Genomic DNA, 13,134 nt, shown 5'->3' on the forward strand with positions numbered 1-13,134 from the left:
ATTGTAGTGAAAAACAGCAACAAGGTACTACTTTTTAGTCAAAGCCAATTCAACAGCGTTGCCAAATAATGCTTCAAGGGAAATGCCTGCTTCTTTTGCTTGTTGTGGTAAAATACTTTCTTCGGTCATTCCAGGAATGGTATTTACTTCCAAAAGATATGGTTCGTCATCTTTAAAAATAAATTCGCTTCGCGAGAAACCTTCTAGTTTTAAAATTTCATAGATTTTTTTGGCGACTTTAGCAACTTTTGCTGATAACTCAGGAGAAATTCGCGCAGGTGTAATTTCTTGTGATTTTCCTAAATACTTTGCTTCATAATCAAAAAAATCATTCTCAGAAACAATTTCTGTTATTGGCAACACCGTAACATTTCCTTTGTAATTAATTACTCCGACAGAAACTTCAACACCATCCAAAAAAGATTCAATAATGACTTCATCATCTTCTTTTAGTGCAATAGCAATAGCGTTTTTCAAATCTGAAATTTCATGTACTTTCGAAACTCCAAAACTACTTCCTGCTTTATTCGCTTTTACAAAACACGGCAAGCCAACTTTAGCAACAATTGCTGCTTCATCAATTGAATCGCCTGCATTCAAATAATACGAAGTGGCACATTTAATTCCGTACGGTTTTAAAGTAGCTAGCAAATCACGCTTATTAAAAGTCAATGCCGCTTGATACATGCCACAACTTGTATGCGGAATTTCTAAAAGTTCCAAATATCCTTGCATAAATCCATCTTCGCCTGGAGAACCATGAATTGCATTAAACACACAATCAAACGTAATTTTGATATCATCAATAGTGACAGAAAAATCGTTTTTATCAATTGGAAACTCTTTACCAACAGTCGTAACACAAACCCATTTATCTCTAAAAATATGAACTTTATAAGTGTTATATTTTTCAGGGTTTAAATGGTTGTACACCACAGTTCCAGTTTTTAGCGATATGGCGAATTCACTGGAATAACCGCCCATAATGATAGCTACATTTTTCTTCATTAGTACACGAAATAAGGCAAATAAACGTTATAAAAACGAAAGTAAATGTATTTGAGGACAAATCAAAGTAGAATATTAGTAATGAAGTGATTTAAACTTTTTTGATTTGCTAAAAAAATGCTGTTTTCAGCCCTATTTTTGGTTTTTTTTGTTCCGTGGCGTTGCTATGAAACTCAAAAAAGACTTCAATAGCACTTAAAACTTCTAATTTTCGCTTAAACCCGAAAAGTTTAAATCACTTCAATAATAGTATGTATATTTGTCCCATAAAAACGTATTATAAATGAAATTTATCAAGTTTCTATTTTCCAAAGAATTTTTAAAGCACATAGGATTAGCCTTAGGAATTGTAATTGTATTGATCTTTGTAATGACACAATGGTTAAAATTTTCTACCAATCACGGCGAATTTAAAACGGTACCAGAATTGGGCAAACTTTCTTTTGAAGAAGCCAAAGCAAAATTAGAAGAAAACGATTTAACATATCAACTAGAAGATACTATCAATTACAATCCAGATTTTCCACCATTTTCTGTCATTGAGCAAAATCCTGTTGCAGGAGAAAAAGTAAAAGAAAACAGAAAAATATATCTTAAAATAAATCCTTCTAAATACAGAGAAATCACAATTCCCCATGTCATTCAGATTACCAGAAGAACTGCAGAATCAACTCTAAACGCAGTTGGATTTCAGGTAGAAAAAGTAACTTATAAAGACAATATTGGAAAAGATATGGTCTTGGGAATGCAGTACAAAGGTAAAACAATCAATCCAGGTGACAGACTTCCAAAAACCTCAAAAATAGAATTGATTCTAGGAAACGGAAAGCGTCCAGGCGCTAGCAATACTGATGAAAACGATGACGATGCAGGAGAATAATTTTCCACAACCACAAGACGAAGCAGACGAATTATACGAACATTATTCCTTTACTGCTGAAAAAGGACAGCAACCTTTGCGTGTTGATAAATATTTAATGAATTTTATTGAAGGCGCAACACGAAACAAAATTCAGCAAGCTGCCAAAGACGGAAATATTTTTGTAAATGGAAAGCCTGTAAAATCGAACTACAAAGTAAAAGGAAATGACGTCATTAAAGTTTTATTTGCGCATCCGCCGTATGAAAACTTATTAGTTGGAGAAGACATTCCGATTGATATTGTATACGAAGATGATGATTTACTCGTGGTCAACAAACCCGCAGGAATGGTAGTGCATCCAGGTCACGGAAATTACTCTGGAACCTTGATTAACGCGTTAATTTATCATTTTGATAACCTTCCGAAAAACTCCAACGAACGCCCAGGCTTGGTACACAGAATTGACAAAGATACGAGCGGATTGTTGGTCGTTGCCAAAACGGAAGAAGCCATGACACACTTGGCAAAACAATTTTTTGACAAAACTTCTGAGCGTATTTACTATGCATTGGTTTGGGGAAATGTGGAAGAAGATGAAGGAACTGTAGAAGGAAACATTGGTCGTCACCCTAAAAATAGATTGCAAAACACGGTATTTTTTGGCGAGGATGCTGATAAAGGAAAACCTGCTGTAACACATTACAAAGTCTTAGAACGTTTGGGATATGTAACATTGGTTTCTTGTCAACTTGAAACAGGTCGTACGCACCAAATTCGTGTGCACATGAAGCATATTGGTCACACCTTATTTAACGACGAACGCTATGGTGGCGAACGCATTTTAAAAGGAACAACCTTTACCAAATACAAACAATTTGTAGAGAACTGTTTCAAAATATTACCACGACAAGCATTGCATGCAAAAACACTCGGATTCATTCACCCAAGAACAGGCGAGAAGATGAGTTTTAACTCAGAAGTACCGTCGGATATTGCAGAATGTATAGAGAAGTGGAGAAACTATGCGAAACACACAGAAATGTAGCTTTGACTTCACTCTGCTATCTTTTTTGAAGTATTATTAGTATTGAGTATTGAGATTTTAGTATTGAGAAGTTTCAAACAAAATAAAGTCTAGAAAAGTAGATTGAGCGGAGTCGAAATCACTTTTTAGCATCAAACAACAACGATTTCTTTTGAAAATCGAGACGCATTTGAGTGTACTTTTTCTTCTTAATATAATTCAGGTCTTTCTTTGTAATTTCAAAACTTACTTCGGTCAGCCAACGATTGAACATATCTGAAAACTCAGATTTAATCTCGGTATTGTCTGACTTTAGGACCAATTCAGTATCACCCATAAAAGTTAACGTACAACCTTTAAACGTTTTGATTTTTGCAGTATCTAAAACAAGCAATTCCATAAACACATAACCGTTCAATTCCTGTAATGCAGCCCAAATTCCACCACTTTCTGAAATAGCGAGATGTTCGCCAGGAACTTTTTTAATAATATCTTCGGTTAATGGTTCATTGTATGCACGTTCGGTAGCTTTTGAACTTCCCATACGAGCCAATACTTTGTCAACAGTTTTAAATAATTTCATCGGTACTATTTTAAGCACCGCAAGATAGTGTTTTTTGTGAAGTTGAAAAGTACTGTGTGTATAAGTTTTGTGTCTGAATGACTATAGCGTAAGTAATTGATTAAAAATGTCAAAATGATGTTCATCGCTTCGTAATTCAATCGTTAACTTACTATTTTTCAAACGAATGCTGTAAATTTCTTCATTGCTAAAAAGTGGTTGTAATATGGCAATGAGTTGCGAAAATAATTTTGTTTGCTTTCTGCCTGATTTTACTACATAATTATGATACAGTTTCAATCGAGAATACCGCAGATTAAAATTATCTAAGAACGTTCTTTTACGAACAAAAAAGGAAGAAGTGCCTGTATTCATATTTTCGCAAGTCCAAACAGCTAATGTGAGATAAACTTCTTCTTTATAAAGAATTGAAATCAAACTTCCTGTGCTAGAATAAATCGCTTTTTTGTACTTCAAATTCCAGTTTCTTGCACTTTCAATCTTACCCAAAACAACAAAACTCCACGCGTTATAACTTCCTTTTACCATTCCGTTTTTACTTGCAATAAAGCGTTCAAAATCGTGACAAAACTTTTCATTAATACCAAAAAAAGGAGAATTTACTTCCTGTGGAGCTGCGTTCGATTTGATTTTCATATACTATATCTGTTTGTAAATATATGATTTTGTTACATATTGGGTATTGTATCTCGACTACGCTCGATATGACAGGTATTAGGCATTAGTATAGTTCTAAATATAATTTCAAAAAACATAATAACAAATAACCAAAGTTTAAGAGTTTATAAGTTTAACAGTTTACGTTTTGATTTAAAAAGTTGTGTAAGCATGTCACATCGAGCGTAGTCAAGATGAAACATCATAAACAATCTTTATTTCCATATAAAAGATAACTTTTTTGATTCCTGTTTTTTCTTTGCATAAAATGGTATTTTTATCTTATGAAAATTAGCGAACTCACTCTTTTTACCACGAATTTATCAGAACAGCGAGACTTCTACACAAATGTGTTAGAGTTGCCATTGATCGCTTCTACAGCAGAAAAATTCACTGTAAAAATTGGAGTTTCTTCTTTAACGTTTGTAACATCTGAACAGGCGAATCCTGCACATTTTGCCATTAATATTTCATCCTATAAAATTCAACAAGCGTTATCTTGGATGCAACAGCGAACGGATATTTTATTATGTGAAGGCGAACAGATTGCAGATTTTTCTAATTGGAATGCAGCAGCAGTATATTTTTATGATAAAGATGGAAATATTGTCGAATTTATCGCGCGGAAAGATTTAGACATCGTAAACACACATCCGTTTTCTGCGACAGATTTATTGAGTATTAGTGAAATCGGAATTGTTTCAGATGATAACGAAGCAATATACCATCAGCTAAATGCAATACTACCAATTGAAATATATGACGGAAATTTTAAACGATTTTGTGCATTGGGAAATGTAGAAGGTTTATTTATTTTGGTAAATCACACAAAGAAAAAATGGTTTCCAACGCAAGAAGAAGCGCATGTGGCTGATTTTCATATCAAAGGCGACTATAATTTTAGATTTTTAAATGGTAAAATAGTCACAGAAAAAGAGTAAATTTAACATTCAAAAAAGAAAGAGGATACATGAAAATTGTTATATCACCCGCAAAGTCATTAGATTTAGATAGCAACATTCCAACAGAAAAATATACAGAAGCCTGTTTTTTAAAAGAAGCCGAACGATTGAACAAAGTTTTAAAAAAGAAGTCTAGAAAACAATTGTCAAAATTGATGAAAATTTCAGACTCTTTGGCAGATTTAAATTATCAGCGAAATCAAGAATGGAGTTTGCCATTTACTACAGAAAATGCGCGTCCAAGTATTTATACGTTTAGCGGACAAGTTTTTCAAGGATTAGATGCTTTTACACTTCCCGAAGATAAAATAGATACCTTACAAAGTACTTTACGAATTCTTTCAGGACAATACGGATTGCTAAAACCGTTAGATTTAATACAACCGTATCGCTTGGAAATGGGCACAAAACTTCCCGTTGGGAAAAATAAAAACTTATACGAATTCTGGAAAAAGAAAGTCACAAAACAATTGAATGACGAATTGGAAGCTGACGAATTGTTTGTCAATTTAGCAAGTAATGAATATTACAAAGCAGTTGATGCTAAAGCATTAAAAGTTCCTGTAATTACGCCAGTTTTTAAAGATTTAAAGAATGGTGAGTACAAAACCATTATGACGTACGCAAAATTGGCACGTGGTTATATGACGCGTTATATTATTGAAACTGATGCGAAAACACTAGATGATTTAAAAGGATTCAACTACGAAGGTTACGGTTTTAGTGAAGAAATGTCTACTGAAAAAGAATTAGTTTTTACTCGATAAATATATGTTTCGTTATTACACACCTGTTCTTATTCTTCAAATCTTCTGTTTGTATCATGCTTACAAAAACCGTAAGGATTATTTTTGGTACTTATTAATTTTTATGCTTCCGCTGATAGGAGCAATTTTGTACATTGTCACGCAAGTGTTAAATAAAGCAGACATTGAGAAGGTAACAGAAGAAATTGCTACGGTAATAATTCCATCACGAAAGGTAAAAGAAGCCGAAAAACGATTGGCGTTTTCAGACACATTTCAAAACCGAGTAGCGCTTGCAGATGCACACTTTGAAAATGGCGATTATGAAAATGCAAGTTTGCATTACGAAGCAGCTTTAAAAGGAAATTTCAAAAAAGATTTTTACGTCATTACACAGTTGATTAGTGCGATGAGTCAATCTCAAAACTATGAAGAAGTGATTCGTTTGGCAGATCAGATAAAGGATAATCACGAGTTTAAAAATTCGAAATCGCAGTACATTTACGGTTTGGCGCTAGATAAATTGGGTAGGATAGAAGAAGCCGAACAAAATTTAAAAGCCATCGATCAGCGATATTCCAATTATGCAGAACGTTTGGTTTTGGCTGAGTTTTATGCTAAACATGATAAAAAGGGCAAAGCAATTGAAATTTTGGATGAAATCATCTCAGAATCACAACATATGACACCACAAAATAGAAGAACGTATCGTCAAGTCGTAGCAAATGTGCGGAAGTTTCGTGAGGAGTTGAATGGTTGAAATTGAAATTGAAATTGAAGTTGAACTTGAAGAATGTACTTGTGTATTCAAGCGAAATATAATTATTTCTAAAAACTAGCGAAATTATTGTCTTTTTTTCACAAACATCCGTACGAACCTTTTATTCAGTCTGACACTGAAAAACTAATCGTTGGTACATTGCCGCCACCGCGATTTTCTACAGGTGATTTGCTCGAAAAAGATGTCGATTTCTGCTATGGAAGTTATTACAATTCACTTTGGTTGTTTATTGATAAAATTCACAATTTAAACTTACGATACGACAATTCTCAAGAGGCAATTGACGAACGCAAGCAGTTTTTAATACAACATAAAATTGGCGTTTGTGATATTGTGGATAGTTGTGAGCGAGAAAAAATTGATGCTTCCGATTTAGGCATGCAAAACATACAATTGCGTGATGTGATTAGTTATTTACAAAAATATCCGAGCATTCATACAATTCTCTTTACAGGCGGAAACTCTAAAAATGGTCCTGAATATTTCTTTAGAAAACACATCAAACCGTACAATCTTAAACTAGAAGTCATTTCAGATATAGTTCCTAGAATTCACCAATTTGAATTAGATTCAGAAGCAAAAAAAGAAGCAAAAAGAACAATCAAAACAGTTTCGTTGACTTCTGCTTCTGGCGCGGCAAATCGTGCTATTGGAAGCATTCCGTTGTACCGAAAACTAAAAAGCGAAAATCCAAAATTTACTACGTTTGACTTTCGAGTAATGCAATATCGGAAGTTTTTCTGAAAAAAGAATCCACAAAAAAACTCCGAAAGTAACTAATACTTTTCGGAGTTTTTTTATAATATATTTTTCTATTTCTTAGTAATTTGACTTTGGACCGATGTTATTTAAATCATCCGTGTATGCCGCTTTTGGATCTGGTCCGTATTGATTTGGTCCAACTTGTCCTTCTGTGCACATTAATACAAGTAACCAAATAGGTCCAATTAACGGAATGAATGATATCAAATACATCCAACCACTATTTCCTGTGTCGTGTAAGCGTCTTACAACTACAGCAATACTTGGAATTAAAACACCTAAAGCATATATTATTACCAAAATAGCTCCTAATGCCATAAGCGATTCGCTCATAATTGCTAAAATTCCTACTATTACATAAAGTCCAATGATGATTAAGAAATTAAACAATACAAACATCCAGTATTCCTGACGTCTTGCTCTACCTTCAAAATTTGCGTAGTTATCGCGAACTACTTTTAAATACCATTCCATAATTATTAATGTTGATTAGTGTTAGTTAGTTTCAAATATAAATAAATTTTTGTAAGTCTTTTTTGAAAGATGAAAAATTATAGCTTCGATTTCAAATGCTTTTCAAGTTTTCCTTTCTTCTGAAGTTTCTTGTAGCGTTCAATGGCTTTTATTTTTCCCATTTCTTTTCTATTGGCATCATAAAACGTAATGACGTTCTCAATACCACGAATATTTCCTTGCAGATCATTCTTATAATCGTTGTTTTCAATACAATAAGAAGCCCAACCGCCCATGTAGATGATAAATGATTCAGGCGATTCAATAAATGTTACAATCTCAGTAGAAATATTAAGCGTGATTTTTGGTGTGCCTTCCAACCATTTCATTAAAAATTGTTGTACTTGAATGCGCTTTGTCTTCTGTGAATTGATCGGAGTTTCCACCAACCATTTTGTAGCAGCTACTACGTCTTTTTCGTAGGTTTCATAATCTGCTGCTTTTTCAAAGGAATAATTAGGAACTTTAAATTCTTGTGCGTGTGCAGTCATAAAAAGGCATAGCATGCATGCCAAAGGAAGTAGTTTTTTTATCATAATACAGTTTTAATGTGTCTCAAATATAATAAAATAAACCAAAGTAGTACTAAAAAAAATGAGCTTCGATTTTTACATCAAAGCTCATTAGCAAATATGATTATCTGTTCTCCTTTTCAAAAGGCGGTTTCCAGTTTTTTGTTTTCATAATGACTTTCACTTCTTCATATGATAACGGATAGAAATTGTGACAATCTACACCAATATCAAACGATAAGGAAGTAGGATCGTCTGGCAAGGTTCCGTGTGAATGCCCGTATAAATGATACGTTCCCCAATGAGAAGCGTTCCATTCGCGCAATGCATAATGAAACAGCACAATCATTTGTTCGCCACGTTCAAACTCGTCGTCTTTTACAACCAATTCGTAATAATCTTTTATCCATTCAAATCGTGTATGACAGGCTTGCGCCGATTTTTCGTGATTTCCATTAATCAGATAGATTTTCCCGTTCAAGCGATCTAAAATCTTTCTCAATTTTCCAGAGGAAGAAAGCCCAACATCACCAAGGTGATATACTTCGTCTTCTGGTGTTACTTTTTCATTCCATTTCTTAATCAACATTTCGTCCATTTCGTTGACATCTGCAAACGGACGTTCCGAAAATTTAAGGATGTTTTTATGTCCAAAGTGATGGTCTGAAGTAAAAAATATGTTACTCATTTTTCAAATTTTTAATTCAATATTATTTTTAAACTTCTATGGTCATTGAAATCGAAATTCCAACTTTGGACGCACCAAATTACATCGTTTTGTTTTTACAAGTGTTCATCGTTTTTCATTTTAAGTGGCAAATGTAGTGAAAACAATACAATGTTAATTTCCACTTTCGGATTGTTCTATCTTTAATTGTTGTTTCCTAATCATTCGTTGTCTGATGATATTATCTGCAATCGTAATCGTAAAAACGGCAGCAATGAAACGATTGTTATAATCTCCAATTTTTGTTGAAAATTTGCCATTTCTTCCTTCATCATCAAAATCTTGATACAGTGTTCTAATTAAAATACCTTGCACCATTCCTAACGTTTTTATTTGATTATGAACATATTGAATTTTAGGTTCTTTTTCGCCAACGAGCTTCAAATAATTCATAAATTTCTTTTCATATGCAATATTCTGAATGGTTATAGAATCGTTTATTTCGTAATTAAATCCTTTACTTTCTTCCCAAATTTCGTCATAAGTTTCCTGATCGATATTTTTGTATAATCGTTGTATACTTTCGTCATCAAATCCGCTAACATCATAAGACATCGCATTGACATTTTCTTTGGCAAATTTGTGAAACGCCGAATCTATTTGATTGCTATTTGTTTGTTTTTTAAGGTGTTCTTCATAAAAAGATATAATCTTGCCAATATCTCCAATTTCTGTATCGTTAAAAATTTGTTGCAGCTCAGGAGTCGTCTGTATTTCGCTTTTCTTCTCACAAGAAAAAATAAAAACGCAACTTATAATTGATAATAGAATAGTGATTTTTTTCATAGTTATCTGTTTTTAAAAACTCCAAGCCACCATACGACTCACTTTATTTCCTTGTCCCATCGGAATGGTCTTTACAGTGGTTGCATTTACACGTTTTAAAGCATCATAAATAGCGGGTAAATTGGCTTCTTTAGAAACCAATGTCGTAAACCATTGGCATTGTTTTGAAAACTGTTTGCTTTCTTGAATCATGGTTTTAATAAACTTCTTTTCGCCGCCTTTGCACCACAATTCATTATGTTGACCGCCAAAATTCAATTCAGTTTTTACAGGTTTCTTTCCTTTTAAATTTTGCAACTTCCGCAAAGTTCCTGCTTGTGCTTCTTTTGCTGATTTGTGAAAAGGCGGATTGCAAAGTGTCACGGTAAATTTGTCTTTCGACTGAATAATTCCTTTAAAAATTTGATTCGGATTTTCCTGTTGACGAAACGCAATGCAACCTTGTAAGTTTTCGTTATTTGCAACAATATTCCGCGCGTTTTCAATAGAAACTTCATCAATGTCTGAAGCGACAAACGACCAACCATATTCCTGCGTTCCAATGATGGGATAAATGCAATTTGCGCCTGTACCAATATCTAAACAGGTAATTTTTTCTCCTTTCGGGATTTTTCCCTGATTCGTTTCCGCCAAAAGCGTTGCCAAATAATGAATATAATCAGCTCTGCCAGGAATTGGCGGACATAAATAATTTGCTGGAATCTCCCAAAAATCAATCGCGTAATAATGCTTCAACAAAGCTTTATTGAGCATTTTAACCGCTTTTGGATCAAAAAAATCAATAGATTCGTCTCCAAATTTATTCAACAAAACAAATGGTTTCAATGCTGGACACGTTTTTGTAAGCAACGAAAAATCGTAACGCCCTTGATGTTTGTTGAGTGGATGTAATTTCGATTTAATTACTTTGCGCTTTTTTCCTGAATCCATGCATCAATTTTATCTTCCAACAATTGCAACGGAATACAACCTGTACGCAATACCTGATTGTGGAATTCTTTAATATCAAACTTTTCGCCAAGTTGTTCTTTTGCCCTTGCACGTAGTTCTCTAATCTTTAACTGTCCAATTTTATATGACAACGCTTGCCCAGGATTTGCCATATAACGTTCAATCTCAGAAATGATACTTGCTTCGCTTTCGGCTTCATTACTCAGAGAATATGCAATTGCTTGTTCGCGTGTCCAACCTTTGGCGTGTAAACCTGTATCAACCACCAAACGAATGGCGCGATGCATTTCCATACCCAACATTCCAAAATATTGATACGGATCTGTATACAAACCTAATTCTTTTCCTAGCGATTCTGTGTATAACGCCCAACCTTCGCCATACGCGCTATACCAAAGCGTTTTACGAAATGCAGGTAACTTTTCGTTTTCTTGTGTTAATGAAATTTGGTAATGATGTCCAGGAATCGCTTCATGTAAAAATAGTGCTTCATCTGAAAATACATTGTAGGTTTTCGCATCAGGAATTGGCGTGTAAAAAATTCCAGGACGTGTTCCGTCTAACGAACCTTGATTGTATTCTGCGCTTGCGGATGCTTCTCTAAAAGCTTCTGTACGACGCACTTCAAAAGGAGTTTTTGGTTTCAAATCAAACAACTTTTCAATTTGAGGTTTCATCTTTTCATGAATCGCATTAAAATTATCAATAATCTGTTGTGGTTCGTCATACGGCATTAATTCTTTATTCGTTCGCACATAATTAAAAAACGATTTTAAATCACCTTTATAACCAACTTGCGTTTTTACTTTTTCCATTTCAGCTAAAATTCGTACAACTTCTTTTAAGCCTAATTCGTGGATTTCATCCGCAGTCATGTTGGTTGTTGTATAATTTTTGATAGCATGATTGTAATACGCTTCTCCATACGGAATTGCCGAAATTCCACTACTTTCTCTACCTGCGTTTAGGTAATCTTGCTTTAGAAATTGGTGAATATCTTTAAAAGTAGGAATGAGTGTTTCGGTTAAAAATTTTGTGTATTTATTTTTCAATTCTTGTTGACTTTCGTCAGAAAAATCTTTTGGGAAGTTTTTAATTGGCGAATAAAATAGATGCTTTTCAACTTCGGTATTCGCTAAAACTTCAAACTGCGGAATCACCTTTTTAATCAACGATTTTGGCAATACAAATTCATTTTCGATACCTTCTTGCATACGTTCTTTGGCAGTTACCAACCAAGTGTTGTAACCTTCCAAACGCTTCAACCAATTATGATAATCTTCAACAGTTTTAAAAGGTTGTGCGCCCGCGCCACTTGCCAATTGCCCGACACTCAAATTCAATGTCCACATTTGATTAATTGGCATCAAAAGATCATTTTTAAAACTCAACTGTCTTAAATTCATGTCGCAATCCCAATTTAAAATAGCTTTGCTGAGTTGCTCACTTTCCGAAAGATTTGCATTATCAAATCCTTGTAAAGAATCTTTAAAAAATCGGTAATGTTCTTTTAATTTCTCTTGATGTTCATCAGATAAAAAGTTAGGAAACTGATCGTTAAATCGATGATCTCCGGTGGCTGTAGCCAACAACGGATTCAATTCGAGTCCTTTGGCATAATAATCATCTAAAAAAGCGGAAAAAGTTGTGGTGTTTTTTGTTGTTTCAGAAGTATCTGATTTTTTTTCATCTGCACAAGCAAAGCAAAGCAGTGCCAATAAAATATAGCTGTATTTTTTCATCGTAAGATTTTCATTAAATATGCTTAAAAATACTACTTTTTTTGATTGTGATGAAGGTTCTTGGCGATGAGGAATAATTGTTGTTTTGAAAAGTCGCAAAATAGCTCTTATAAAAACCTGAATGCCTGAACATTCAGGTTTTCTTTTCAAGAATAACCTACTAATAGCAATCTAGCAGCATTCTGTCCAATTGCAAGATGGTTGATTGTTGTATGCACATGAAAATTGACATGTGTTTTGCGGCGATCTGCTTACAGGTTCTAATTTGCAAGCAAAAATTGGCAATGTTTTGATTTCAATTGGATTCCCGCCAGTTCCAGTTCCGGTTGCGCCACCACGCATGTTGTTTAAATCTGAAATAGCTGTTTTCTTTAAGTGCAATGCTTTGTTTAATTTTTGTTTTTTCATAATTACATGATTAAAAAGTTACTAATTGTACATTTCGAAATGTGAATAAATCTATTTGATTATCAAATGATTATAAAGCGAAGCAAGTAAGAAAAGAAACAGGAATCAAG

At 33.8% G+C, this 13,134-nt stretch carries 16 protein-coding genes; 6 read left to right on the top strand and 10 right to left on the bottom strand.

The window, feature by feature from the left end; all coding sequences use genetic code 11:
* Nucleotides 1–27 precede the first annotated feature (27 nt).
* Nucleotides 28–1,008: a D-alanine--D-alanine ligase gene (locus tag KAOT1_RS21295; protein WP_040559768.1), complete on the bottom strand. Its 981-nt coding sequence runs from the start codon at nucleotides 1,006–1,008 to the stop codon at nucleotides 28–30.
* 283 nt (nucleotides 1,009–1,291) lie between these two features.
* Here KAOT1_RS21295 and KAOT1_RS21300 point away from each other — a divergent pair, with 283 nt between their 5' ends.
* Together KAOT1_RS21300 and KAOT1_RS21305 are read left to right on the top strand one after the other, a co-directional pair.
* Entirely contained in the window at nucleotides 1,292–1,888 is a 597-nt protein-coding gene (locus tag KAOT1_RS21300; RefSeq protein WP_007096991.1) for a PASTA domain-containing protein, read from the top strand.
* A complete protein-coding gene (locus KAOT1_RS21305; protein WP_007096992.1) occupies nucleotides 1,875–2,915 on the top strand; it encodes an RluA family pseudouridine synthase in 1,041 nt (346 codons plus the stop codon). Before KAOT1_RS21300 ends, KAOT1_RS21305 begins: the two co-directional genes overlap by 14 nt.
* A gap of 118 nt (nucleotides 2,916–3,033) precedes the next feature.
* Here KAOT1_RS21305 and KAOT1_RS21310 read toward each other — a convergent pair whose 3' ends face one another.
* The gene (locus KAOT1_RS21310; RefSeq protein WP_007096993.1) at nucleotides 3,034–3,477 is read right to left on the bottom strand and encodes a hypothetical protein; all 444 of its coding nucleotides are present in this window, start codon (nucleotides 3,475–3,477) and stop codon (nucleotides 3,034–3,036) included.
* Between the two features lie 81 nt (nucleotides 3,478–3,558).
* Nucleotides 3,559–4,113, bottom strand: a complete 555-nt coding sequence (locus tag KAOT1_RS21315; RefSeq protein ID WP_007096994.1) for a hypothetical protein — start codon at nucleotides 4,111–4,113, stop codon at nucleotides 3,559–3,561.
* Nucleotides 4,114–4,418: 305 nt separating this feature from the next.
* Between KAOT1_RS21315 and KAOT1_RS21320 the strand changes: the two genes are divergently transcribed.
* The 4 genes from KAOT1_RS21320 (at nucleotide 4,419) to KAOT1_RS21335 (ending at nucleotide 7,367) form a co-directional block, all read left to right on the top strand.
* Nucleotides 4,419–5,075 (top strand): VOC family protein, encoded by a 657-nt coding sequence (locus tag KAOT1_RS21320; protein WP_007096995.1) that lies wholly within the window; start codon nucleotides 4,419–4,421, stop codon nucleotides 5,073–5,075.
* Nucleotides 5,076–5,104: 29 nt separating this feature from the next.
* On the top strand, nucleotides 5,105–5,863 hold the full coding sequence (gene yaaA / locus KAOT1_RS21325; protein WP_007096996.1) for a peroxide stress protein YaaA: 759 nt from the start codon (nucleotides 5,105–5,107) through the stop codon (nucleotides 5,861–5,863).
* 103 nt (nucleotides 5,864–5,966) lie between these two features.
* The gene (locus KAOT1_RS21330) at nucleotides 5,967–6,602 is read left to right on the top strand and encodes a hypothetical protein (protein WP_157560242.1); all 636 of its coding nucleotides are present in this window, start codon (nucleotides 5,967–5,969) and stop codon (nucleotides 6,600–6,602) included.
* An 87-nt stretch (nucleotides 6,603–6,689) separates the two neighbouring features.
* The gene (locus KAOT1_RS21335; protein WP_007096998.1) at nucleotides 6,690–7,367 is read left to right on the top strand and encodes a uracil-DNA glycosylase family protein; all 678 of its coding nucleotides are present in this window, start codon (nucleotides 6,690–6,692) and stop codon (nucleotides 7,365–7,367) included.
* A 75-nt stretch (nucleotides 7,368–7,442) separates the two neighbouring features.
* Here KAOT1_RS21335 and KAOT1_RS21340 read toward each other — a convergent pair whose 3' ends face one another.
* The 7 genes from KAOT1_RS21340 to KAOT1_RS21370 form a co-directional block, all read right to left on the bottom strand.
* Nucleotides 7,443–7,859 carry a DUF805 domain-containing protein gene (locus KAOT1_RS21340; RefSeq protein WP_007096999.1) on the bottom strand — a complete coding sequence of 139 codons (417 nt, stop codon included), beginning with the start codon at nucleotides 7,857–7,859 and terminating at the stop codon, nucleotides 7,443–7,445.
* Between the two features lie 77 nt (nucleotides 7,860–7,936).
* The gene (locus KAOT1_RS21345; RefSeq protein ID WP_157560244.1) at nucleotides 7,937–8,434 is read right to left on the bottom strand and encodes a hypothetical protein; all 498 of its coding nucleotides are present in this window, start codon (nucleotides 8,432–8,434) and stop codon (nucleotides 7,937–7,939) included.
* 100 nt (nucleotides 8,435–8,534) lie between these two features.
* Nucleotides 8,535–9,098: a metallophosphoesterase family protein gene (locus tag KAOT1_RS21350; RefSeq protein ID WP_007097001.1), complete on the bottom strand. Its 564-nt coding sequence runs from the start codon at nucleotides 9,096–9,098 to the stop codon at nucleotides 8,535–8,537.
* A gap of 153 nt (nucleotides 9,099–9,251) precedes the next feature.
* On the bottom strand, nucleotides 9,252–9,923 hold the full coding sequence (locus KAOT1_RS21355) for a hypothetical protein (RefSeq protein ID WP_007097002.1): 672 nt from the start codon (nucleotides 9,921–9,923) through the stop codon (nucleotides 9,252–9,254).
* A gap of 12 nt (nucleotides 9,924–9,935) precedes the next feature.
* The gene (gene rlmF / locus KAOT1_RS21360) at nucleotides 9,936–10,853 is read right to left on the bottom strand and encodes a 23S rRNA (adenine(1618)-N(6))-methyltransferase RlmF (protein WP_007097003.1); all 918 of its coding nucleotides are present in this window, start codon (nucleotides 10,851–10,853) and stop codon (nucleotides 9,936–9,938) included.
* Nucleotides 10,826–12,616: a DUF885 domain-containing protein gene (locus tag KAOT1_RS21365; protein WP_007097004.1), complete on the bottom strand. Its 1,791-nt coding sequence runs from the start codon at nucleotides 12,614–12,616 to the stop codon at nucleotides 10,826–10,828. Before KAOT1_RS21365 ends, rlmF begins: the two co-directional genes overlap by 28 nt.
* A 171-nt stretch (nucleotides 12,617–12,787) precedes the next feature.
* Nucleotides 12,788–13,024, bottom strand: a complete 237-nt coding sequence (locus KAOT1_RS21370; protein WP_007097005.1) for a hypothetical protein — start codon at nucleotides 13,022–13,024, stop codon at nucleotides 12,788–12,790.
* Nucleotides 13,025–13,134: the final 110 nt, after the last annotated feature.

It is taken from the genome of Kordia algicida OT-1 (genome assembly GCF_000154725.1).
Classification (GTDB): domain Bacteria; phylum Bacteroidota; class Bacteroidia; order Flavobacteriales; family Flavobacteriaceae; genus Kordia; species Kordia algicida.